The sequence below is a fragment of the Enterobacter sp. C3_dUdeg genome, assembly GCF_057536195.1.
Genome location: NZ_BAAKFX010000001.1, coordinates 464,816 through 488,200, shown reverse-complemented (window position 1 = coordinate 488,200; position 23,385 = coordinate 464,816). Strand labels below are relative to the sequence as shown.

The 23,385-nt window shown below is 56.3% G+C and carries 23 protein-coding genes; 10 read left to right on the top strand and 13 right to left on the bottom strand.

Annotated elements, in window-relative coordinates; genetic code table 11:
• Window positions 1-291 precede the first annotated feature (291 nt).
• Both AC27FC_RS02265 and pyk read left to right on the top strand, forming a co-directional pair.
• Complete coding sequence (locus tag AC27FC_RS02265) at window positions 292-1,161, top strand: MurR/RpiR family transcriptional regulator (RefSeq protein ID WP_023312229.1); 870 nt, start codon at window positions 292-294, stop codon at window positions 1,159-1,161.
• Between the two features lie 140 nt (window positions 1,162-1,301).
• Window positions 1,302-2,744 carry a pyruvate kinase gene (gene pyk, locus AC27FC_RS02260; RefSeq protein WP_008500455.1) on the top strand — a complete coding sequence of 481 codons (1,443 nt, stop codon included), beginning with the start codon at window positions 1,302-1,304 and terminating at the stop codon, window positions 2,742-2,744.
• A 45-nt stretch (window positions 2,745-2,789) separates the two neighbouring features.
• On the opposite strand, the gene lpxM is transcribed toward pyk, so the two are convergent.
• The 3 genes from lpxM to znuA form a co-directional block, all read right to left on the bottom strand.
• Window positions 2,790-3,761 (bottom strand): lauroyl-Kdo(2)-lipid IV(A) myristoyltransferase, encoded by a 972-nt coding sequence (gene lpxM, locus AC27FC_RS02255; RefSeq protein WP_087822785.1) that lies wholly within the window; start codon window positions 3,759-3,761, stop codon window positions 2,790-2,792.
• 121 nt (window positions 3,762-3,882) lie between these two features.
• Complete coding sequence (gene mepM / locus AC27FC_RS02250) at window positions 3,883-5,202, bottom strand: murein DD-endopeptidase MepM (RefSeq protein WP_024909694.1); 1,320 nt, start codon at window positions 5,200-5,202, stop codon at window positions 3,883-3,885.
• 15 nt (window positions 5,203-5,217) lie between these two features.
• Window positions 5,218-6,162 (bottom strand): zinc ABC transporter substrate-binding protein ZnuA, encoded by a 945-nt coding sequence (gene znuA, locus AC27FC_RS02245; RefSeq protein ID WP_069303915.1) that lies wholly within the window; start codon window positions 6,160-6,162, stop codon window positions 5,218-5,220.
• A gap of 77 nt (window positions 6,163-6,239) precedes the next feature.
• Here znuA and znuC point away from each other — a divergent pair, with 77 nt between their 5' ends.
• Together znuC and znuB are read left to right on the top strand one after the other, a co-directional pair.
• A complete protein-coding gene (gene znuC, locus AC27FC_RS02240) occupies window positions 6,240-6,995 on the top strand; it encodes a zinc ABC transporter ATP-binding protein ZnuC (protein ID WP_023312233.1) in 756 nt (251 codons plus the stop codon).
• Window positions 6,992-7,777, top strand: coding sequence for a zinc ABC transporter permease subunit ZnuB (gene znuB, locus AC27FC_RS02235; protein WP_196354248.1), 786 nt, complete (start codon window positions 6,992-6,994; stop codon window positions 7,775-7,777). Before znuC ends, znuB begins: the two co-directional genes overlap by 4 nt.
• A gap of 57 nt (window positions 7,778-7,834) precedes the next feature.
• Here the strand turns inward: znuB and ruvB are convergent, their stop codons facing one another.
• The 6 genes from ruvB to aspS form a co-directional block, all read right to left on the bottom strand.
• Entirely contained in the window at window positions 7,835-8,845 is a 1,011-nt protein-coding gene (ruvB, locus tag AC27FC_RS02230; RefSeq protein WP_023312235.1) for a Holliday junction branch migration DNA helicase RuvB, read from the bottom strand.
• 8 nt (window positions 8,846-8,853) lie between these two features.
• Window positions 8,854-9,468 carry a Holliday junction branch migration protein RuvA gene (gene ruvA / locus AC27FC_RS02225; RefSeq protein ID WP_023312236.1) on the bottom strand — a complete coding sequence of 205 codons (615 nt, stop codon included), beginning with the start codon at window positions 9,466-9,468 and terminating at the stop codon, window positions 8,854-8,856.
• Window positions 9,469-9,547: 79 nt separating this feature from the next.
• Window positions 9,548-10,069, bottom strand: coding sequence for a crossover junction endodeoxyribonuclease RuvC (gene ruvC, locus AC27FC_RS02220; protein WP_003859749.1), 522 nt, complete (start codon window positions 10,067-10,069; stop codon window positions 9,548-9,550).
• Window positions 10,070-10,103: 34 nt separating this feature from the next.
• Window positions 10,104-10,844 (bottom strand): YebC/PmpR family DNA-binding transcriptional regulator, encoded by a 741-nt coding sequence (locus tag AC27FC_RS02215; RefSeq protein ID WP_008500447.1) that lies wholly within the window; start codon window positions 10,842-10,844, stop codon window positions 10,104-10,106.
• Between the two features lie 27 nt (window positions 10,845-10,871).
• Window positions 10,872-11,315 (bottom strand): dihydroneopterin triphosphate diphosphatase, encoded by a 444-nt coding sequence (gene nudB / locus AC27FC_RS02210; protein WP_033145850.1) that lies wholly within the window; start codon window positions 11,313-11,315, stop codon window positions 10,872-10,874.
• A 1-nt stretch (window position 11,316) separates the two neighbouring features.
• A complete protein-coding gene (aspS, locus tag AC27FC_RS02205) occupies window positions 11,317-13,089 on the bottom strand; it encodes an aspartate--tRNA ligase (protein WP_023312238.1) in 1,773 nt (590 codons plus the stop codon).
• A gap of 263 nt (window positions 13,090-13,352) precedes the next feature.
• Here aspS and AC27FC_RS02200 point away from each other — a divergent pair, with 263 nt between their 5' ends.
• From AC27FC_RS02200 to cmoB, 5 genes are read left to right on the top strand one after another with little or no spacing between them, the layout of a single operon-like run.
• Entirely contained in the window at window positions 13,353-13,919 is a 567-nt protein-coding gene (locus AC27FC_RS02200) for a hydrolase (protein ID WP_196354247.1), read from the top strand.
• On the top strand, window positions 13,916-14,734 hold the full coding sequence (locus AC27FC_RS02195; protein ID WP_085841654.1) for a DUF72 domain-containing protein: 819 nt from the start codon (window positions 13,916-13,918) through the stop codon (window positions 14,732-14,734). The genes AC27FC_RS02200 and AC27FC_RS02195 overlap by 4 nt, the downstream gene beginning before the upstream one ends.
• 51 nt (window positions 14,735-14,785) lie before the next feature.
• Entirely contained in the window at window positions 14,786-15,181 is a 396-nt protein-coding gene (locus AC27FC_RS02190) for an MAPEG family protein (protein ID WP_021240443.1), read from the top strand.
• Between the two features lie 40 nt (window positions 15,182-15,221).
• The gene (gene cmoA / locus AC27FC_RS02185) at window positions 15,222-15,965 is read left to right on the top strand and encodes a carboxy-S-adenosyl-L-methionine synthase CmoA (RefSeq protein WP_487159834.1); all 744 of its coding nucleotides are present in this window, start codon (window positions 15,222-15,224) and stop codon (window positions 15,963-15,965) included.
• A complete protein-coding gene (cmoB, locus tag AC27FC_RS02180; protein WP_196354246.1) occupies window positions 15,962-16,933 on the top strand; it encodes a tRNA 5-methoxyuridine(34)/uridine 5-oxyacetic acid(34) synthase CmoB in 972 nt (323 codons plus the stop codon). The genes cmoA and cmoB overlap by 4 nt, the downstream gene beginning before the upstream one ends.
• 189 nt (window positions 16,934-17,122) lie before the next feature.
• Here the strand turns inward: cmoB and cutC are convergent, their stop codons facing one another.
• Window positions 17,123-17,866, bottom strand: a complete 744-nt coding sequence (gene cutC, locus AC27FC_RS02175) for a copper homeostasis protein CutC (protein ID WP_094935600.1) — start codon at window positions 17,864-17,866, stop codon at window positions 17,123-17,125.
• Window positions 17,867-17,944: 78 nt separating this feature from the next.
• Window positions 17,945-18,505: a VOC family protein gene (locus AC27FC_RS02170; RefSeq protein ID WP_033145857.1), complete on the bottom strand. Its 561-nt coding sequence runs from the start codon at window positions 18,503-18,505 to the stop codon at window positions 17,945-17,947.
• Between the two features lie 239 nt (window positions 18,506-18,744).
• Here AC27FC_RS02170 and argS point away from each other — a divergent pair, with 239 nt between their 5' ends.
• Entirely contained in the window at window positions 18,745-20,478 is a 1,734-nt protein-coding gene (argS, locus tag AC27FC_RS02165) for an arginine--tRNA ligase (protein ID WP_033145858.1), read from the top strand.
• A 35-nt stretch (window positions 20,479-20,513) separates the two neighbouring features.
• On the opposite strand, the gene bglB is transcribed toward argS, so the two are convergent.
• The gene (bglB, locus tag AC27FC_RS02160) at window positions 20,514-21,653 is read right to left on the bottom strand and encodes a beta-galactosidase BglB (protein ID WP_094935605.1); all 1,140 of its coding nucleotides are present in this window, start codon (window positions 21,651-21,653) and stop codon (window positions 20,514-20,516) included.
• 4 nt (window positions 21,654-21,657) lie between these two features.
• Window positions 21,658-23,241 carry an MFS transporter gene (locus AC27FC_RS02155; RefSeq protein WP_039263661.1) on the bottom strand — a complete coding sequence of 528 codons (1,584 nt, stop codon included), beginning with the start codon at window positions 23,239-23,241 and terminating at the stop codon, window positions 21,658-21,660.
• Window positions 23,242-23,385 lie beyond the last annotated feature (144 nt).

The window sequence follows — 23,385 nt, the reverse complement described above, 5'->3', positions numbered from 1 at the left end:
ACTGTACTGCTTTTACGTCATTCCCGAAACCATTAGCGCTTATCGTCGCGTGCGATAACGCGATTTTTCCCCCTTTGGAGGATTACGACGGCGCAATGACGCAACAACCGTCGTTTCTTTGCGCAACGGGGTCACAGCAAAACCCGACACCGATCAAGTAATGAAAAAAAACAACAACATTATCTTGTCGATTGTTACCCTTAATGGAAGCCACAAGGGTAATATCGGTTAAATCGAATCACGATTTCATCAATTTATGAAATCGTTTACACCCATGAGCGTCCTGTTAACATGAACATGCTGGAAAAAATCCAGTTTCAACTGGAACACCTTAGCAAATCCGAGCGAAAAGTGGCCGAGGTCATTCTCGCCTCCCCCGCTCAGGCGATTCATTCAAGCATCGCCGCTCTGGCACAGGAAGCGGGTGTTAGCGAACCGACGGTCAATCGCTTTTGCCGCAGCCTCGAAACGCGCGGCTTCCCTGATTTTAAACTGCATCTGGCACAAAGTCTGGCTAACGGCACCCCATATGTTAATCGTAATGTGGATGAAGACGACAGCGTTGATGCCTATACCGCGAAAATTTTTGAATCGGCTATGGCTTCGCTTGACCACGTCCGCCAGTCTCTGGACATGAGTTCCGTGAATCGCGCGGTGGATTTGCTCACCCAGGCCAAGCGGATTGCGTTCTTTGGTCTCGGGTCGTCTGCCGCAGTGGCGCATGACGCCATGAACAAATTTTTCCGCTTTAACGTCCCGGTTATTTATTCCGATGACATTGTGCTGCAACGCATGAGCTGTATGAATTGCAGTGAAGATGACGTCGTGGTACTGATTTCGCACACCGGGCGCACCAAGAGTCAGGTAGAGCTGGCGCAGCTGGCCCGTGAAAACGATGCCATGGTGATTGCCCTCACCACGGCAGGCACGCCGCTGGCGCGTGAAGCGACGCTGGCGATCACCCTCGACGTGCCGGAAGACACCGACATTTATATGCCGATGGTTTCCCGACTGGCGCAGCTCACCGTGATTGACGTGCTGGCAACCGGTTTTACCTTACGTCGGGGCGCAAAATTCCGGGATAACTTGAAGCGGGTCAAGGAAGCGCTGAAGGAATCGCGTTTTGATAAAGAATTGCTTATAAAGAGCGATGTTCCCTGATAGTTGATAACGAAGACGTAACCAATAATTACGATGTAACGATTTACGGCATTCGGTCCACTCTCCGCTGCCTTGCAGCAGATGAAGGCCGATTCAATGTTCACGCAACACCAAAGTTGTTTCAGTCAACGGAGTATTACATGTCCAGAAGGCTTCGCAGAACCAAGATCGTAACCACCTTAGGCCCGGCCACCGATCGCGATAATAATCTTGAGAAAATTATCGCCGCCGGCGCCAACGTGGTGCGTATGAACTTCTCTCACGGTACGCCAGAAGACCATAAATTACGTGCCGATAAAGTGCGTGAAATCGCAGCCAAACTGGGCCGCCACGTTGCTATCCTCGGCGATTTGCAGGGTCCAAAAATTCGTGTATCGACCTTTAAAGAGGGTAAGGTTTTCCTCAATATCGGCGACAAATTCCTGCTTGATGCCAACCTGGGCAAAGGCGAAGGCGATAAAGAGAAAGTCGGTATCGACTATAAAGGCCTGCCGGCTGACGTGGTGCCAGGCGATATCCTGCTGCTCGACGACGGTCGCGTACAGCTGAAGGTGCTGGAAGTTCAGGGCATGAAAGTGTTCACCGAAGTCACCGTCGGCGGCCCGCTCTCCAACAATAAAGGCATCAACAAACTGGGCGGCGGCCTCTCTGCAGAAGCGCTTACCGATAAAGACAAAGCGGACATCGTGACGGCTGCGCTGATCGGCGTTGACTACCTGGCGGTCTCCTTCCCGCGCTGCGGTGAAGATCTGAACTATGCGCGTCGTCTGGCGCGTGATGCAGGCTGCGATGCTAAAATCGTCGCGAAAGTTGAACGCGCGGAAGCCGTTTGCGATCAGGATGCCATGGACGATGTGATCCTCGCGTCTGACGTGGTGATGGTTGCGCGTGGTGACCTGGGCGTGGAGATTGGCGACCCTGAGCTGGTAGGGATCCAGAAAGCGCTGATTCGTCGCGCACGTCAGCTGAACCGCGCGGTGATCACCGCCACTCAGATGATGGAATCGATGATCACCAACCCAATGCCAACCCGTGCAGAAGTCATGGACGTGGCGAACGCCGTGCTGGATGGTACCGATGCGGTGATGCTCTCTGCGGAAACCGCTGCGGGCCAGTATCCGGCAGAAACCGTGGCCGCTATGGCGCGCGTCTGCCTGGGCGCTGAAAAGATCCCAAGCATCAACGTTTCTAAACACCGTCTGGACGTGCAGTTTGACAACGTGGAAGAAGCGATTGCGATGTCTGCGATGTATGCGGCAAACCATCTGAAGGGCGTTACCGCGATCATCACCATGACCGAATCTGGCCGCACCGCGCTGATGACCTCTCGTATCAGCTCTGGTCTGCCGATCTTCGCCATGTCCCGTCACGAACGTACCCTGAACCTGACGGCGCTGTACCGCGGCGTGACGCCAGTTCACTTCGACAGCACCAATGACGGCGTAGCTGCGGCGCACGATGCCGTAAACCTGCTGCGCGACAAAGGCTATCTGGTGTCCGGTGATATCGTCATTGTGACCCAGGGCGACGTGATGAGCACCATCGGCTCAACCAACACCACGCGCGTTATGACCGTCGAGTAATAATGTCTGTGTTAAAAAGCCCTCTCCAGATGGAGAGGGCTTTTATTATTTCCGCGGATAAAGCTCTTTGCGTTTATAGGGCTCAGTTTCACCCGGCTTACGCGTTTTAAGCAGCTTCAGGATCCACGTGTACTGTTCGGCATGCGGCCCCACCAGGATTTCCACCTCTTCGTTCATTCGACGCGCAATGGTGTGGTCGTCCGCGGTCAGCAGATCATCCATCGGCGGACGGACCTCAATACTCAGGCGATGCGTTTTGCCGTCATAGACCGGGAACAGCGGGATCACGCGGGCACGACAGACTTTCATCAGGCGACCAATCGCGGGGAGCGTCGCTTTATAGGTCGCAAAGAAATCGACAAACTCGCTGTGCTCTGGGCCGTGGTCCTGATCCGGCAGATAGTAGCCCCAGTACCCCTGACGCACCGACTGAATGAAGGGCTTAATGCCATCGTTACGCGCATGCAAACGTCCGCCAAAACGACGACGCACCGTATTCCAGACAAAATCGTAGATTTTATTTCCCTGGTTATGGAACATCGCCGCCATTTTCTGGCCCTGAGACGCCATCAGCATCGCCGGAATATCAACGCCCCAGCCGTGGGGGACGAGGAAAATGACTTTCTCGTCATTGCGGCGCATCTCCTCGATGATGTCCAGCCCTTTCCAGTCAACGCGATCGACGATTTTATCGGGCCCTTTCAGCGCCAGTTCAGCCATCATCGCCATTGCCTGCGGGGCGGTGGTGTACATTTCATCAATGATTGCCTCGCGCTCGGCGTCGCTTTTCTCAGGAAAACAGTAATAAAGGTTGATCTGCGCGCGACGGCGGGCGCTCTTGCCTAAACGCCCGGCCAGACGGCCAATTTTCCCCAGAACGGGATCGCGTATAGAGGCAGGCAGCATCGCCATCCCCGCAAAGGCGTAAACACCAAGCCAGGCGCCCCAGTTGCGCGGATGGCGGAAGGATTTTTCAAACTCAGGAATGTATTCAATATTGTTTTTTTTGGTTTCCATGCTGGATCCAGGGTCTGATGACGCAAAATTTTATTCAGATAGTGTAGCGAGGCAGTCGTCCACGCACAAAAGAAAAAGCCGGCGTCAGTGTGCGCCGGCTTTTTTAACAAAAACAGAGGGCTTAGTTTAAGCTCAGCTGCGGCATCACCTCTTTCACCTGCGCCAGATAATCAGTACGATCTTTACCTGTCAGGCCTTCGGTGCGCGGCAGTTTCGCCGTCAGCGGGTTCACGGCCTGCTGGTTGATCCACACTTCATAGTGCAGGTGCGGGCCGGTAGAGCGTCCGGTATTGCCGGAGATCGCGATACGGTCACCACGCTTCACCTTCTGGCCCGGCTTCACCAGCAGCTTACGCAGGTGCATATAGCGGGTCGTATAAGTGCGGCCATGACGTACCGCGACATAATATCCGGCGGCACCGCTACGCTTGGCCACCACCACTTCGCCATCTCCCACCGCCAGTACCGGCGTGCCCTGCGGCATGGCAAAGTCAACGCCACGGTGCGGCGCGACGCGCCCGGTTACCGGGTTCAGACGACGCGGGTTAAAGTTAGAGGAGACGCGGAACTGTTTTGCCGTCGGGAAGCGCAGGAAGCCTTTCGCAAGGCCCGTACCGCTGCGGTCATAGAACTTACCGTCTTCGGCACGAATCGCGTAGTAATCTTTGCCTTCCGAGCGCAGACGTACGCCCAGCAGCTGGCTTTGCTCGCGCTTGCCGTCCAGCATTTCGCGGGACATCAGGACGGAGAACTCATCGCCCTTCTTCAGCTTGCGGAAATCCATCTGCCACTGCATGGCTTTGATCACCGAGCTGATTTCAGCGCTGGTCAAGCCTGCATCGCGCGCGCTGGAGACAAAGCTCGCGCCCACGGTGCCTTTCAGAACGCTGTTAACCCAGTCGCCCTTCTGCATTTCGCTGGTCATTTTGAAACCGTTTGCAGTGCGATCGTAGGTGCGGGTTTCGCGGCGGGACATTTCCCAGGTCAGACGCTGGAGATCGCCATCCGCCGTTAATGTCCAGGAGAGCTGCTGTCCGATTTTCAGGTTACGAAGATCTTTATCCGCAGCCGCCAGCTGGCTGATATTGCCCATGTCGATGCCGTACTGGTTCAGCACGCTGCTCAGCGTATCCCCGGTAGAGACAACATATTCGTGGATACCCGCCTCGTTCTCGGTTTTATCGTCCAGCTCATCCTGCGGGATGGCTTCATCTTCCTGAGCCGCCTGGTCGATAGGCTCACTGGCTTCAGGCAGCAAAGAACGGATTTCGCTCTTTTCAAGCTCAATGGTTTTGATGATAGGGGCAGAACTCGGGTGGTAAACATAGGGCCGCCAGACGGCGACCGCTAAGGTGAGAACTGTAAGCGACCCCAGCATAACGCGGTGGGGTCGTGGCAGATTGTTAAATGCCAGGGCGACAGAGCGGGCTATCTGTTGCACGTATTCACTTCCTCGTTAATCTCCTTTCAGGCAGCTCGCATACTGGTTCGCCAGTTGGCTGAGGAACTGCGAATAGCTCGCTTTGCTCAACTGGATATTCGTACCTAGCGGGTCAAGGGTTCCCATGCGCACGGATGTTCCCCTGGCCACGGCTTCTACGACCGCTGGCCTGAACTGTGGCTCAGCAAAAACGCATGTCGCTTTTTGCTCAACCAACTGTGTTCTGATTTCATGTAAACGCTGCGCACCAGGCTGAATTTCAGGGTTGACGGTGAAGTGGCCCAGTGGGGTCAAACCGTAGTGTTTTTCGTAATAGCCGTAGGCGTCATGAAAAACGAAATACCCTTTACCTTTCAACGGTGCGAGCTCATTACCAACCTGCTTATCGGTTGCGGCTAATTGTGCCTCAAAATCCTTCAGGTTGGCGTCTAGTTTGGCTCGACTTTGCGGCATAAGTTCCACTAATTTGTCGTGGATTGCAACCGCTGAAAGCCGCGCTATCTCTGGGGATAACCAAAGATGCATGTTGTACTCGCCGTGATGGTGATCTCCATCACCTTTTTCGCCGTCTGCGGCATGATGGTCAGGTTCGTCGCCGTCGTCATCCGCCCCTTTCATGAGCAACGGTTTCACGCCGGAGAGTTCGGCAATCGCGACCTGTTTTTCGCCAGCAACCTGTTTTGCTGACTTTTGCATAAATGCTTCCATTTCAGGACCAATCCAGACGACTAAGTCCGCGTTTTGTAAGCGTTTTACATCTGACGGGCGCAGGGAATAGTCATGCTCAGATGCACCATCAGGGAGCAGAACCTGGGTTTCCGTTACCCCGTCTGCAATGGCAGACGCGATGAATCCGAGTGGTTTAAGCGAAGCGACAACCGCAGCGTTAACATCTTGTGCGGTTGTACCCCAAAGGGCAGCGGATAATGCTGCGAAAAGAAGCGTATTTTTATGTAACATAATGCGACTAATCATCGTAGTGAATGCGTGGAATGTGATATTATAACATTCGTTGACTTCTTCAAGCTTAAAATGACATGACGACATTGGTTTCTCTTGAAAATATTTCGGTCTCATTCGGGCAGCGCCGCGTCCTCTCTGACGTGTCGCTCGATCTGAAGCCCGGCAAAATTCTGACGCTGCTCGGCCCCAATGGCGCAGGCAAATCCACCCTGGTGCGCGTGGTGCTGGGTCTGGTCGCACCCGATGAAGGCGTGATTAAGCGCGAGGAAAAATTGCGTATTGGCTATGTGCCGCAAAAACTTCATCTCGACGCCACGCTGCCGCTGACGGTCAGCCGTTTCCTGCGCCTGCGCCCCGGCACCCGTAAAGCCGATATTCTCCCGGCGCTGAAACGCGTGCAGGCGGGCCATCTTGTCGATGCGCCGCTGCAAAAACTGTCCGGCGGTGAAACTCAGCGTGTTTTACTTGCCCGCGCGCTGCTGAGCAGCCCACAGCTGCTGGTACTGGATGAACCAACTCAGGGTGTGGATGTGAATGGTCAGGTTGCGCTTTATGATTTGATCGACCAGCTCCGTCGGGAACTTGATTGCGCCGTGCTGATGGTGTCTCACGACCTGCATCTGGTAATGGCAAAAACCGACGAAGTGCTGTGCCTCAACCACCACATCTGCTGCTCCGGTACGCCTGAAGTGGTGTCAATGCACCCGGAATTTATCTCCATGTTCGGCCCTCGCGGCGCTGAACAGCTGGGCATTTACCGCCATCATCATAATCATCGCCATGATTTACAGGGACGAATCGTACTGCGTCGGGGAAATGGACACTCATGATTGAACTGTTACTGCCCGGCTGGCTGGCCGGGATTATGCTTGCCTGCGCCGCGGGCCCGCTCGGCTCGTTTGTTGTCTGGCGCAGAATGTCCTATTTTGGCGATACCCTGGCGCATGCGTCCCTGCTGGGCGTAGCCTTTGGTCTGCTGCTGGATGTGAACCCCTTCTACGCGGTGATTGTGGTCACGCTGCTGCTGGCCGCCGGTCTGGTCTGGCTGGAAAAACGCCCTCACCTCGCCATTGATACGCTGCTTGGCATTATGGCGCACAGTGCCCTGTCTCTGGGCCTGGTGGTTGTCAGCCTGATGTCGAACATCCGCGTGGATCTGATGGCCTACCTCTTCGGCGACCTGCTGGCCGTGACGCCGGAAGATCTCATCGCTATCGCCCTTGGCGTGGTGGTGGTGCTCGCTATTCTGCTCTGGCAGTGGCGGAATTTACTGGCCATGACCGTCAGTCCGGATCTGGCATTTGTCGACGGCGTGAAGCTGCAGCGCGTAAAACTGCTGCTGATGCTGGTGACGGCGTTAACGATTGGTGTCGCAATGAAGTTTGTCGGCGCGCTGATTATTACGTCGCTGCTGATCATCCCAGCCGCCACGGCGCGTCGTTTTGCCCGTACGCCGGAGCAGATGGCTGGCGTAGCCGTGATTATCGGGATGATTGCGGTAACGGGTGGGTTAACGTTCTCGGCGTTCTATGACACGCCTGCGGGGCCGTCAGTGGTGCTGAGTGCGGCGGTGCTGTTTATCTTCAGTATGATGAAAAAGACCGCGAATTAACATGGAGGGCGCTGAAGCCCTCACCTGGCCCTCTCCCTCGGGAGAGGGAACAAAACATTACGGCATTGCCGGTGGCGTAATGCCGAAATGATTCCACGCCCGCACTGTTGCCATACGTCCACGGGGGGTGCGTTGCAGGAAGCCCTGCTGGATCAGATACGGCTCCAGCACATCTTCAATCGTCTCACGCTCTTCCCCAATAGCCGCAGCCAGGTTATCCAGCCCGACAGGGCCGCCAAAGAACTTGTCCAGCACCGCCAGCAGCAGTTTACGGTCCATATAGTCAAAGCCTTCGGCATCGACGTTAAGCATATCCAGCGCCTGAGCGGCGATCTCCGCGGAAATCGAGCCATCGTGCTTCACCTCGGCAAAGTCACGCACCCGGCGCAGCAGGCGGTTGGCGATACGCGGCGTACCGCGGGAACGCTTCGCCACTTCAAACGCGCCCTCTTCGCTCATTTCGAGCCCCATATAGCGGGCGCTACGGCCAACGATGTGCTGGAGATCCGCCACCTGGTAAAACTCGAGACGCTGCACTATGCCGAAACGGTCGCGCAGCGGAGAGGTCAACGACCCGGCGCGGGTGGTGGCGCCAATCAGGGTAAAGGGCGGCAGATCGATTTTGATGGAGCGCGCGGCCGGGCCTTCACCGATCATGATATCCAGCTGGTAATCTTCCATCGCCGGATAGAGCACTTCCTCCACCACCGGCGACAGGCGGTGGATCTCATCGATAAACAGCACGTCATGCGGTTCGAGGTTGGTCAACATCGCCGCGAGATCGCCCGCCTTCTCCAACACGGGGCCGGAGGTGGTGCGCAGGTTGACGCCCATTTCATTGGCAACGATATTCGCCAGCGTAGTTTTGCCTAAACCGGGAGGGCCAAAAATAAGCAGGTGATCGAGCGCATCGCCGCGCAGCTTTGCCGCCTGGATGAAAATCTCCATCTGGGAACGAACCTGCGGCTGGCCGATATACTCATCAAGCAGTTTTGGGCGAATCGCGCGATCCACCACGTCATCTGCCTGAATAGTGCCTGCCGACACCAGGCGGTCTGCTTCAATCATCCTTTACCTCACAATGCAGCGCGCAGCGCTTCACGAATCAGGGTTTCACTGCTGGCGTCCGGTTTGGCAATTTTGCTCACCATACGGCTGGCCTCCTGAGGTTTATAGCCCAGCGCCACCAGCGCGGCAACAGCTTCCTGCTCGGCGTCATCATCCGTCGCAGGGCCGCCAGGAGAGGTCAGTACCAAATCGGCAGCCGGAGTGAACAGATCGCCATGCAGACCTTTAAAGCGGTCTTTCATCTCGACAATCAGGCGCTCGGCGGTTTTCTTACCAATGCCCGGAAGCTTAATCAGCGCCGCAGGATCTTCGCGCTCGACGGCATTCACAAACTGTGGTGCCGACATGCCGGACAAAATCGCCAGCGCCAGCTTCGGACCGACGCCGTTGGTTTTAATCAGCTCGCGGAACAGGGTGCGTTCCTGCTTGTTATTGAATCCGTACAGCAGCTGGGCATCTTCACGCACCACAAACTGGGTAAAGACAATCGCCTCTTTGCCCGCGTCCGGCAGCTCGTAGAAGCAGGTCATCGGCATATGGACTTCATAGCCCACGCCACCCACTTCCAGCAGCACTAACGGGGGTTGTTTTTCAATGATGATGCCTCTGAGTCTGCCTATCACGTGACGCTCCTGCGTTCTGGGAGAAATTAACTGCCGACATAATAAAAAAAGCTGGATGTTTATCCAGCCTGATTTCTGATTATCGTAACCTGCCTCGCGCCAGATTGAGTCGCGACTCGCTCATTTGCATCGCGTTCTGGCTGACGTGACAGTGGGTAATCGCAATCGCCAGCGCATCCGCGGCGTCGGCCTGCGGGTTCGCGGGAAGCTTCAGCAGGGTACGCACCATATGCTGCACCTGGCTTTTCTCCGCGCTCCCAATGCCCACCACCGTCTGCTTGACCTGACGCGCCGCATATTCGAATACCGGCAAATCCTGGTTCACGGCAGCGACGATGGCAACACCGCGTGCCTGACCGAGCTTTAGCGCTGAATCGGCGTTTTTCGCCATAAAGACCTGCTCAATGGCGAAATAGTCCGGCTGAAACTGGGTGATGATCTCCGACACGCCCGCATAAATGAGCTTCAGGCGCGAAGGAAGATCGTCCACTTTGGTGCGAATACAGCCGCTGCCCAGGTAGGTTAACTGGCGTCCCACCTGACGGATAACGCCATAACCGGTGACGCGTGAGCCTGGGTCAATCCCGAGAATAATCGACATCACGCGTCTCCCGTAAACGGTTTACAGGCTCTCATCAGAGAGTCGCTGCAACCTCATCAGAGATTTCACCGTTGTGGTACACTTCCTGCACGTCGTCGCAGTCTTCGAGCATGTCGATCAGACGCAGCAGTTTCGGTGCCGTTTCCGCATCCATGTCCGCTTTGGTGGACGGGATCATGGACACTTCAGCGTTGTCCGCTTTCAGGCCAGCCGCTTCCAGCGCGTCGCGCACGGCACCCATCTCTTCCCACGCGGTATAAACGTCGATAGCACCGTCATCGAAGGTCACCACGTCTTCCGCACCGGCTTCCAGCGCCGCTTCCATGATCGCATCTTCGTCGCCTTTCTCGAAGGAGATGACGCCTTTTTTGCTGAACAGGTAAGCAACGGAACCGTCAGTGCCCAGGTTGCCACCGGTTTTGGTGAACGCGTGGCGCACTTCCGCAACGGTACGGTTACGGTTGTCGGACAGACACTCAACCATCACCGCAGTACCGCCAGGGCCGTAACCTTCATAAATGATGGTTTCCATGTTCGCGTCTTCGTCACCGCCCACGCCACGTGCGATTGCACGGTTCAGGGTGTCACGCGTCATGTTGTTTGACAGCGCTTTATCTACCGCCGCGCGCAGACGCGGGTTAGAAGCCGGATCGCCGCCGCCCAGACGCGCTGCTGTCACCAGCTCGCGAATGATTTTGGTAAAGATCTTACCGCGCTTGGCATCCTGTGCCGCTTTGCGGTGTTTGGTGTTGGCCCACTTACTATGACCTGCCATAAAAAGTTCTCCAAAAATCGCGCCTTCTCAGGCTGCGTTAATTACAAATTCTTCAATCGCCTGCCGGTTGCTCCACGACTTGGTCAGTGCGGCGGCATCCGCCGCATTCACCCAGCGGTAGGTCAGGTGTTCGGTAAACACGATCTCCCGTTCATGGGGGAGCGCGAGACAGAACCACGACTCCGTATTGCGCTCGGTACCCGGCGCGTAGCGATGACGTAAATGGCTAAAAATTTCAAACTCCACCGTGCGCTGGCAGTCCTTCAGGGTCAGTTGCTCGCGGGCAACGTCAATGGTGACCTCTTCCTTTACTTCGCGCGCGGCGGCCTGCGACGCGGTTTCCCCCTCTTCCAGACTGCCGGTAACCGACTGCCAGAAATCAGGGTCATCGCGCCGCTGCAACATCAGCACCCGCTTCGTGTCTTCTGCATAAATGACCACCAGGACCGAAACGGGAAGCTTATATGCCATATCAGTTTTTCTCTTCCTTCTTCACCACTTCAATGCCCAGTTCGGCCAGAGAGGCCGGGTTGGCAAAGCTTGGCGCTTCGGTCATCAGACACGCTGCGGCAGTGGTTTTCGGGAAGGCAATAACATCACGAATGTTATCGGTGCCGGTCAGCAGCATGGTCAGTCGGTCAAGACCGAAGGCCAGGCCCGCGTGCGGCGGCGTACCGTATTTCAGGGCGTCCAGCAGGAAGCCGAACTTCTCGCGCTGCTCCTGCTCGTTGATGCCCAGAATGCCGAACACGGTCTGCTGCATTTCACCGCTGTGAATACGCACGGAACCGCCGCCCACTTCGTAGCCGTTGATGACCATGTCATAAGCGTTGGCGACCGCATCTTCCGGTGCCGCTTTCAGCTCTGCCGCCGTCATGTCTTTTGGCGAGGTGAACGGGTGGTGCATTGCGGTCAGGCCGCCTTCACCGTCGTCTTCAAACATTGGGAAGTCGATAACCCACAGCGGCGCCCATTTGTTTTCGTCGGTCAGGCTCAGGTCTTTGCCAAGCTTCAGACGCAGCGCGCCCATCGCATCCGCCACGACTTTCTTGTTGTCTGCGCCGAAGAAGATCATGTCGCCGTCCTGCGCGCCGGTGCGCTCAAGGATCGCTTCCACGATGTCCGCGTTCAGGAATTTCGCTACCGGGCTGGTGATGCCTTCCAGACCTTTCGCACGCTCGGTCACTTTAATATAGGCCAGACCTTTCGCGCCGTAGATCTTGATGAAGTTGCCGTAGTCGTCGATCTGCTTGCGGCTCAGTGCCGCACCGCCCGGTACACGCAGCGCTGCTACGCGGCCTTTAGGATCGTTAGCCGGGCCAGCGAAGACGGCAAACTCAACGCCTTTCACCAGGTCTGCTACGTCCACCAGCTCCATCGGGTTACGCAGGTCTGGTTTGTCAGAGCCGTAACGACGCTCGGCTTCAGCGAAGGTCATGATAGGGAAATCGCCCAGCTCAACGCCTTTCACGTCGTTCCACAGGCTACGCACCAGAGCTTCCATCACTTCACGCACCTGCTCGGCGGTCATGAAGGAGGTTTCCACATCGATCTGGGTAAATTCTGGCTGGCGGTCAGCGCGCAGATCTTCGTCGCGGAAGCATTTCACGATCTGATAGTAGCGATCGAAGCCGGACATCATCAGCAGCTGTTTGAACAGCTGTGGCGACTGCGGCAGCGCGTAGAATTTGCCTTTATGAACGCGGGATGGGACCAGGTAATCGCGCGCGCCTTCCGGCGTGGCTTTGGTCAGCATTGGGGTTTCGATGTCGAGGAAACCGTGGTCATCCATAAAGCGACGCACCAGGCTGGTGATTTTCGCACGGGTTTTCAGGCGCTGAGCCATTTCCGGACGACGCAGATCCAGGTAGCGGTATTTCAGACGCGCTTCTTCAGTGTTGACGTGGTTGGAATCCAGCGGCAGCGCTTCTGCACGGTTGATTATCACCAGATCGGACGCCAGCACTTCGATGGCACCCGTCGCCATGTCGGCGTTGACGTTTTTCTCGTCACGCGCGCGCACGGTGCCGGTAACCTGAATGCAGAACTCATTACGCAGCTCAGAGGCCAGCTTCAACGCATCTGCGCGATCCGGATCGAAGAACACCTGAACGATACCTTCGCGGTCGCGCATATCGATGAAGATAAGGCTACCAAGATCACGACGACGATTGACCCAACCACACAGGGTTACCTGCTGTCCGACGTGGGACTGACGCAGCTGCCCGCAATATTCTGTACGCATGAGATATCCCTTAATTAGCCGCAGGCTAAATGTCGCCTGGTATGCAGGCTACTATGTCGCAGCTTTCTGTATGTCACAACTGGATGAAAAAAGGCGGCTATTATACTGGAAATTCCGCCGGACGATAAGAGCGAACCACGGCCAGGCGGTCGTTTGCTGCACTCTTATTGCGCATTCTCACAAAAATTAACAAAATTATCCGCCCAGGAACAGGCCATCACGTCGTATGGTGTCTGGAAGTGATTCATTTAACGGGAGTAACGATGTTAACACTTGATGCCAGTAAAACCGCACTTGTTGTGATTGATTTACAGGAAGGCATTCTGCCCTTCGCCGGTGGCCCGCATACTGCGGATGATGTGGTCAGCCGCGCTGCTCGCCTGGCGGAAACATGTCGTGCCAGCGGTGTGCCTGTTGTCATGGTGCGCGTCGGCTGGTCCGCTGATTACGCCGAAGCGTTAAAACAGCCCGTTGATGCCCAGGTCCCTGCACGCGCCCTGCCGGAAAACTGGTGGACGTACCCGGCCGCACTCGGCAAACGCGACAGCGATATTGAAGTGACCAAACGCCAGTGGGGCGCATTTTACGGTACCGATCTCGAGCTACAGCTCCGCCGTCGCGGCATCGACACCATTGTCCTGTGCGGCATTTCCACCAACATCGGCGTGGAGTCTACCGCCCGCAACGCGTGGGAGCTGGGCTTTAACCTGGTGATTGCCGAAGATGCCTGCAGCGCGGCCTCCGCGGAACAGCATCAGGGCAGCATGACCCATATCTTCCCGCGCATCGGCCGCGTGCGCAGCACGGATGAGATTGTCAGCGCGCTATGATGTACGTGGGCCTGCCCCAGTGGTCGCACCCGAAATGGGTGCGCCTTGGCATCACCAGCCTTGAGGAGTATGCCCGGCACTTCAACTGTGTCGAGGGTAACACCACCCTGTATGCGCTCCCCAAAGCCGAGATTGTTGCGCGCTGGCGGGAACAAACGACCGACGACTTCCGCTTCTGCTTTAAGTTTCCGGCCACCATTTCCCACCAGGCCGCGCTGCGCAACTGCGGTGATTTGACCGAAGAGTTTTTTACGCGCATGTCGCCGCTGGCGAACCGCATCGGTCAGTACTGGATCCAGCTGCCCGCCACGTTTGGCCCGCGCGATTTACCTGCGCTCTGGCAGTTCCTGGATGCCCTGCCCCGTGAATTCACCTACGGCGTTGAAGTCAGGCATCCTGAATTTTTTGCGAAGGGCGAAGCAGAAAAAGCGCTCAATCGCGGCCTGCTTGAGCGTTCCGTTAACCGGGTGATCCTCGATAGCCGACCGGTGCACAGCGCTGTTCCCCATAGCGAAGCCATCGTTGAAGCTCAGCGTAAAAAACCGAAAGTGCCGGTTCACGCCATCGTGACCGCGCATAATCCAATGGTCAGGTTTATCGGCAGCGATAACATGCAGCAAAATCAGGCGATGTTCGCCGTCTGGCTGCAAACGTTAGCGAAGTGGGAACACACCACCACGCCGTATCTCTTTTTGCATACGCCGGATATCGCCCAGGCGCCCGAACTGGTCGATGCTCTGTGGCAGGCCTTGCAGGCTGCGGTGCCGTCCGTGGGCAGCGCCCCTTCCATCCCACAACAATCTTCTCTTTTCTGATATCACCCCCTATCATAGTGAAGTGCCATCTGCCAAAAACAGGGAGTTTGTATGGTCAGCGCGCTGTATGCGGTGTTAGGTGCATTACTGCTGATTAAGTTTTCATTTGATGTTGTGCGCCTCAGAACGCTGTACCGCGTCTCTTACGGTGACGGCGGGTTTTCCGAGCTACAAAGCGCTATCCGCATTCACGGCAACGCGGTCGAATACATCCCCGCAGCCTTAATCCTGCTGCTTTTTATGGAGATGAATGGCGCAGAAACCTGGATGGTGCACATCTGTGGCCTGCTTCTTATTGCTGGCCGCCTGATGCACTATTACGGTTTTCACCACCGCTTGATCCGCTGGCGTCGTTCCGGCATGAGTGCGACCTGGTGTTCGCTTTTGCTGATGGTGCTGGCTAACCTGTGGTATATGCCGTGGGAGTTGGTTTTCTCCCTCCATTAGCGCACAATACGCCACTTTATTTTTACCGGATTTTTACGTTATGTCAGATCGCGACACGCTTTTTTCCGCGCCTATCGCCAGCCTGGGCGACTGGACCTTCGATGAACGGGTAGCCGAAGTCTTCCCGGATATGATCCAGCGCTCTGTTCCCGGTTATTCCAATATTATCTCTATGATCGGCATGCTGGCTGAGCGCTTCGTTCAACCCGGCACGCAGGTCTATGACCTGGGCTGCTCGCTCGGCGCGGCAACGCTGTCGGTTCGTCGTAACGTTCACCACGAAGGCTGCCGAATCATTGCCGTCGATAACTCCCCGGCCATGGTTGAGCGCTGCCGTCGCCACATTGACGCGTATAAAGCCCCTGTTCCGGTCGACGTGGTGGAAGGCGATATCCGCGAGATTGAGATCAATAACGCGTCGATGGTGGTGCTGAATTTCACCCTGCAGTTCCTGGTGCCTGAAGACCGTCAGCTGCTGCTGGACAAAATTTACCAGGGGCTGAATCCCGGCGGCGCGCTGGTGCTCTCGGAGAAATTCAGCTTCGAAGATGCCGAGGTTGGCGAACTGCTGTTCAATATGCACCACGATTTCAAACGGGCGAACGGCTACAGCGAGCTGGAGATCAGCCAGAAGCGCAGCATGCTCGAAAACGTGATGCTGACGGATTCCGTAGAAACCCACAAAGCGCGTCTGAGCAAAGCCGGGTTTGAGCACAGCGAACTGTGGTTCCAGTGCTTTAACTTTGGCTCTCTGGTGGCGATGAAAGCGGGAGAATCCGCATGATCGAATTCAGCAACTTCTATCAGCTGATTGCCAAAAACCAGCTTTCCCACTGGCTGGAAACCTTGCCCGCGCAGATTGCCGCCTGGCAGCGCGATCAGCAGCACGGCCTGTTAAAGCAGTGGTCAAACGCGGTGGAGTATCTGCCCGAACTGACCCCGCATCGTCTGGACCTTCTGCACAGCGTAACCGCCGAGAGCGAAGAGCCGCTCCCGGCCGGGCAGATCAACCGCATCGAAACGCTGATGCGTAACCTGATGCCGTGGCGCAAAGGGCCGTTTTCACTTTACGGCGTGAACATCAATACCGAATGGCGCTCGGACTGGAAATGGGATCGCGTGCTGCCCCACCTTTCCGACCTGACCGGACGTACCATTCTGGACGTGGGCTGCGGCAGCGGTTACCACATGTGGCGCATGATTGGTGCGGGGGCGCATCTGGCGGTAGGTATTGACCCGATGCAGCTGTTCCTGTGCCAGTTTGAAGCGGTGCGTAAGCTGCTGGGTAACGACCAGCGCGCGCACCTGCTGCCGCTGGGCATTGAACAACTCCCTACCCTGAAAGCCTTTGATACCGTCTTCTCCATGGGCGTGCTGTACCACCGTCGTTCCCCGCTTGAACACCTGTGGCAACTGAAGGATCAGCTGGTCAGCGGCGGCGAGCTGGTGCTGGAAACGCTGGTGATTGAAGGCGATGAACATGCCGTTCTGGTGCCGGGCGATCGCTACGCGCAGATGCGCAACGTTTACTTCATCCCTTCCGCGCTGGCGCTGAAGAACTGGCTGGAGAAGTGCGGGTTTGTGGATGTGCGAATTGCCGACGTCAGCTTGACCTCAATTGAGGAACAGCGCCGCACCGACTGGATGATCACCGAATCGCTGGAGCAGTTCCTCGACCCGGCCGACCACAGCAAAACCATCGAAGGCTATCCAGCCCCGATGCGTGCGGTGTTGATTGCGACCAAGCCGTAGTTTTCCCCTCACCCCGGCCCTCTCCCCATAGGGGCGAGGGAGAAAAACCGCACCGAGCCGTCCCCTCTCCCCTATGGGGAGAGGGTTAGGGTGAGGGGATAAAAAAAGGCCCCTGTTGAAATTGCAGGGGCCTGGTACAAGCAAGCATCATATTGGGCGACATGATGCGCGGTAAAAATCGGTACGTTGCTACACGTGATGGCGCTCAATCAGCGACTTCATTTCCGCAACCGACTCTCCCTCTACGCCATAGCGTGAATACTCATCCGCTTCAGCATCCGTCGACATTGACAATCCTGTATTGCGATAACGCATGGGCGAAGGTATCCATTTACCCGCGGAGCTGTGCAGCTCTTCTACCCCTGCGTTTAAAAACCGTTCCAGATTGCTGGCGCGGACTCCCGCACCCGCCATTATTATTGGAACACCGGAATGTGCTTTTAGTTCCGTAATTAATTGCAGTCCTTTTTCAGCTGACGCCTGCTGACCCGATGTCAGGATGCGCGCCACGCCAAGTTCTCCAAGCGTTTCAAAGGCCTGAAGCGGATCTTTACACATATCAAATGCGCGATGAAAAGTGACGGCCAGCCCCTGCGCGGCGCTCATAATCTGACGCATGCGCGGTATATCGATGTTGCCGTCTTCATTCAGCAGGCCGGTCACCAGCCCCGGAAACCCCAGGTCCCGAACGAGTGCGATATCATCAAGCATGGCACTGAACTCGCCCGCCGTGTAACAAAAATCACCGCCGCGCGGACGAATAATCGGGTGAACGGGAATGGTGACGGCCTGACGGGCAGACCTCAACACGCCATAAGACGGCGTCAGCCCGCCCTCTTTGGGTGCCGCACACAGTTCAATGCGGTCAGCCCCGTGCTTTTGCGCGGTCACGGCACACTCCACGCTGTAACAACAAATCTCCAGCAGCGCCATTTAATCCTCCTGAAATTCCACTAAACGAAACATCATGACACACCGTCCATTTTCAGTCCCGGCGTGAATTCACATCTCTTACGCTTCGCTGGCAACGATCTGCTCAATGGTCCACGGATGAAACTTCACCGTGACCTGTCCGTCAGTGACGGCCAGCGTCGGGTTAGGTAACCGCTCGCGCTCGCCTTTGGGTGAACTCGTCTTCACAAAAATCCCCGGCTTGCTTAAGCCTTCGTCGGAAAGGAGGGCCAGCGCGCGCGCGTTCAACGTTTCCGGCTCACCCGGCAGGACTATTTCGATATGCTCCCAGCCTTCGTGCGGATAGCGTTTCTCGCCCGGCCACGGCAGCTCAACCACGCTGAATTGCCAGTGCGCCACGTTCACCGGTTCATGCAGTTTGAACAGGCAAATGGGGCGACCATTGATGATGTTCTCGGAGAGTAACTCGCCGCACCGTTCGAACCCGCGACGCCAGCGCTCGGCCGTGGCATTCTGATGACAGCGCAAAGAGATGTGATCGGCCTCAAGCGGCGCGATATCCAGACCAAGACGGGTGGCAAGTTCTGTGAACGCCTGGGTGAAGCGCGGTAAATCTGCGGAAATATCATGCAGTTCGTCAATGGATTGCCAGTTCGCCATAAGTCACTCTCTTTTCATGTCGCAAAGCCGCTAATTTACTCTGTTGCCCTGTTTTGACCAACCGCAGAATCCGGCTTTTTGCGACTGCATGATTATGCACACCTTCACCGCCTGGATTCTGAGCAATCTTCAGGCCCCGCAATGCTGACGCCAGAGGGCATTTGCAGTATACTCCCGCCCTAAATTCTTTAACTGGCGCGGGCGGTTGTAAGCCCGCATCAAAAACGTAAGGTATCCAGGTGAATATTCAGGCTCTTCTCTCCGAAAAAGTCAGTCAGGCACTGATTGCCGCAGGCGCACCTGCGGATTGCGAACCGCAGGTTCGTCAGTCAGCAAAAGTACAGTTTGGCGACTATCAGGCTAATGGCGTGATGGCAGTGGCTAAAAAACTGGGCATGCCGCCGCGACAGCTCGCTGAGCAGGTACTGACGCATCTGGATCTTTCCGGCATTGCCAGCAAAACCGAAATCGCCGGTCCGGGCTTTATCAACATCTTCCTTGAGCCTGCATTCCTGGCAAGCCACGTTGACGCGGCGCTGAAATCTGACCGTCTGGGCGTTTCCCAGCCGGAGGCGCAGACCGTCGTGATCGACTACTCTGCGCCGAACGTGGCGAAAGAGATGCACGTTGGCCACCTGCGCTCCACTATCATCGGTGATGCCGCGGTGCGCACGCTCGAGTTCCTCGGTCACAAGGTGATCCGCGCGAACCACGTGGGCGACTGGGGTACCCAGTTCGGCATGCTGATTGCTTACCTGGAAAAACAGCAGCAGGAAAATGCGGGTGAAATGGCGCTGGCGGACCTGGAAGGGTTCTACCGCGAAGCCAAAAAACACTACGACGAAGACGAAGCCTTTGCCGAGCGCGCGCGCAGCTATGTGGTAAAACTGCAGGGCGGCGACCAATACTTCCTCGAGATGTGGCGCAAGCTGGTCGACATCACCATGTCTCAGAACCAGCTGACCTATAACCGTCTGAACGTCACCCTGACCCGTGACGACGTGATGGGTGAAAGCCTCTATAACCCAATGCTGCCCGGCATTGTGGCTGACCTGAAAGCCAAAAACCTGGCGGTAGAGAGCGAAGGCGCAACGGTGGTGTTCCTTGATGAGTATAAAAACAAGGAAGGCGAACCGATGGGCGTGATCATCCAGAAAAAGGATGGCGGCTACCTCTACACCACCACTGACATCGCCTGTGCGAAATACCGTTACGAGACGCTGCATGCTGACCGCGTGCTGTACTACATCGACTCCCGTCAGCACCAGCACCTGATGCAGGCGTGGACCATCGTGCGTAAAGCCGGTTACGTGCCGGATTGCGTGCCGCTGGAACACCACATGTTCGGCATGATGCTGGGTAAAGACGGCAAGCCGTTCAAAACCCGTGCGGGCGGTACCGTGAAGCTGTCCGACCTGCTGGACGAAGCGCTGGAACGCGCCCGCCGTCTGGTGGCCGAAAAGAACCCGGACATGTCTGCCGATGAGCTGGAAAAACTGGCCAACGCCGTGGGTATCGGTGCGGTGAAATACGCGGATCTCTCCAAGAACCGTACCACCGACTATATCTTCGACTGGGATAACATGCTGGCGTTTGAAGGCAACACGGCGCCTTACATGCAGTATGCCTACACCCGCGTGCTCTCGGTGTTCCGTAAGGCGAACATTGATGAAAACGTACTGGCGAATGCGACAGTGACCATCACGGAAGATCGTGAAGCACAGCTGGCGGCGCGCCTGCTGCAGTTTGAAGAGACGCTGACGGTTGTCGCGCGTGACGGCACGCCTCACGTGATGTGTGCTTACCTGTACGATCTGGCGGGTCTGTTCTCCGGCTTCTACGAACACTGCCCTATTCTGTCTGCGGAAAACGAATCGGTCCGCAACAGCCGCCTGAAGCTGGCGCAGCTCACGGCGAAGACCCTGAAGCTGGGTCTGGATACCCTGGGTATCGAAACCGTAGAACGCATGTAATACAAAAAACCCGGCAAGCGCCGGGTTTTTTCTTATCAGAAATACTTCCGCAAATATTCCGTTAAACAGAGAATCGCCATCGCCTGTCCGTACGGCATTGACGTCAGCGGGATCTGGCGATAAAACTCAAGATCGCTGCCCATGCCCGTGCCGAACGACGTTTGCAACAGCTCGCCTTCCGGCGAAATATTTTTGACGATACCGCGAATCGCTTTTTCTGCCACTCCGGCATACTCCGCGCCAACGTAGCGCTTGCGCACGGCTTTCAGAATGCCGTAGGCAAACCCTGCCGTCGCGGACGCCTCAAGATAAGAATGTGGATCGTCGAGCAGCGTATGCCATAGCCCGCTGTCGTCCTGATATTTCGCCAGCGCGGCAATCTGCGCATTCAATACCTGCACCAGGTAGCGGCGCACGGCGCTGTTTTCCGGCAGATCCACAAGCTCAAGGAAGTCCGGGATCGCGATGGTGAGCCAGCTGTTGCCGCGCGCCCAGCGGGCACGGGCGAAGTTATGGTTGCCGTCGTAGCTCCAGCCGTGGAACCACAGCCCGGTCTCCCGGTCCATCAGGTTCTGCACGTGCAGCAGGAACTGATACACCGTCTCTTCAACGTATTCCGGTTTGTTGAGCAGCTTGCCGATTTTCGCCAGCGGCAGCACCGTCATCATCAGCGTGTCATCCCACATCTGTTGATGGTTTTCTTCCGCCAGAGTGATGTGCTGCATCCCGCCGTGTTCCGTACGCGGCATCTCGGCCATCGCCCATTCCGCCCAGCTTTCCAGCCACGGCCGCCAGGCCTGATTTTTGGTCTCTTCGTAGCGATAAGCCAGCGTCAGGAACGGCGACATGGTATTCACGTTTTTGGTGGTCGCGCCTTCCGCAAAGCGGTCGGCAAACCAGCTGTCGATGATGTCTCGCATACCTTCATCGCCGGTCTGGCAGTAATATTGCCAGATACCGTACAGGCCAACGCCGTGCGTCCACTCCCATCCGGCCCAGCCTTTAGTGTCGATCACGCGCCCGTCGTCCAGCCGCAGCAAAAATTCACCCGTTTTGTCGTGGATATTGACCAGGCTATGCGTCACCTTTTGAATCAGCGATTTCAGTTCGTCCCGGGCGATAAAGCGCTCGGGCTGACGTAATAACGGGCTATGTTTGACAGGCCAAACTTTCATCATCTTAACCTCTGTTGTATGTCGAATTCAGTACCGCGCGATCCTTCAGCGAGGGTGCCGCTGGCTTATTGCGATTCAGATAACCGATGTTGTTATTGCCCCACAGTGACTCATAAGGCATACCGGCCAGCATCTCGACGGTGGCGCGGGCGTGTGGCGTCGCTGACTCAGGCATCGCATGACCACACTCACGCATTTTCGCGGTCTCCTCGCGCAGCGTGCTGTGGGTCTGCAAATTGAGTCTGAAGCGCAGGGAAACGAGGAAGCCGCAGAACAGCACCAGGATCGTGCCCACGCTCAGGATCGTCAAAATGGTGTGGCTCACTTCCGCAGGCTGTACTTTCTGACCGCTGACAAAGCCGGACATCTGCATCACGATACCCACCAGCATCACCGCACCGGCCTGTGACGCCTTACGGGTCAGGGTCATGATGCCCGCGAAGATCCCTTCGCGGCGCTGGCCGGTGATCGCTTCATCCACGTCAGCAATGTAGGTATAGGTGTTCCACGGCACGTAGTTGATACCGCCGCGACCGAGACCGGCAACCGCTGAGATCAGCAACAGCAGAGCGTAGACGTCACTCAGGCCCGCGTAATAGAGCATGGCGTAAGAGAGAGACGCCAGACCAAACAGCACCACGACCATGCGGTAGGACGGTGCAGGCCCGAAACGGATGCACAGCGGGATCATGGCGATAACCGCAAAGAACTGGAAAATAGCCATCGTGCCCAGCAGATTGGACGCCATTGACGCTTCCTGCATCAGCACAAACACCACGTAGTAGGTGAATACCGCATTAAACACGTCCTGCGCGATATAGCCGCCAAGGTACATGCCCAGATGCTGACGGAAAATCTTGATGCGCAGCGTGGAGCTTAACTCAACGATCAGGCGGTTGAGGCTCTGCCCCAGCGTCAGCTTCTTCTTCTCTTCTTCAGCACGCAGCGCCGCTTCTGACCACTCTTCGCGCGGGCGTTCCCAGGTAAAGAACCAGACGAAGGTTAGCATCAGGGCGCAGAGCAAGGAGAAGACCAGGCTTGCGTAGAAGAAGGAGATCGCGTTTTCTTTCCCGAAGTGGGTTAACAGGATCCCCGGCAGGAAGGAGGCCAGAATGGCGGACATCTGCGCCATTGAGATACGCGCCCCGGAGAACTTGGTTTTCTGTTTAAAGTCATCGGTCATTTCCGGTACCAGCGTTTCGTACGGCACCAGAATCATGGTGTAGACAATATCAAACACCAGATAGGTCAGCAGGTAGTACCAGAAGCTCATGTCCCCAACCCACATCAGCGAGTAGCTGAACACGCACGGAATCCCCAGCAGGATAAAAAACTTACGACGGCCGAAGCGCTTACCGAGCCAGGTTGTCCCAAAGTTATCGGTTAAAAAGCCCATTAACGGGCTAACGACGGCATCCAGCACCCTTGCAGCGGCAAAGATAAACGTTGCTTCGATCGGTGAGAGCCCGCAGAAGGTGGTATAAAAATATAAAAGCCAGGCCGCCGTCAGGGCGGTGGTACCCGCCCCGAGGAAATCGCCTGACCCGTAAGCGAGATAATTTGCGAGCCCAATTTTACGTGTTCTCATTGCCGTCACCCCTAATCAGTTTTGGGAGACTCCCTGCAAGCAAGCATCTTCCGGGAGCTTTTAGACGGCTACAGTAAATGCATCGACCGGTTGATACCTTTCTGTTTCTGCCATCCCTAAGAGGGTCAATGGCAATAATGCAAA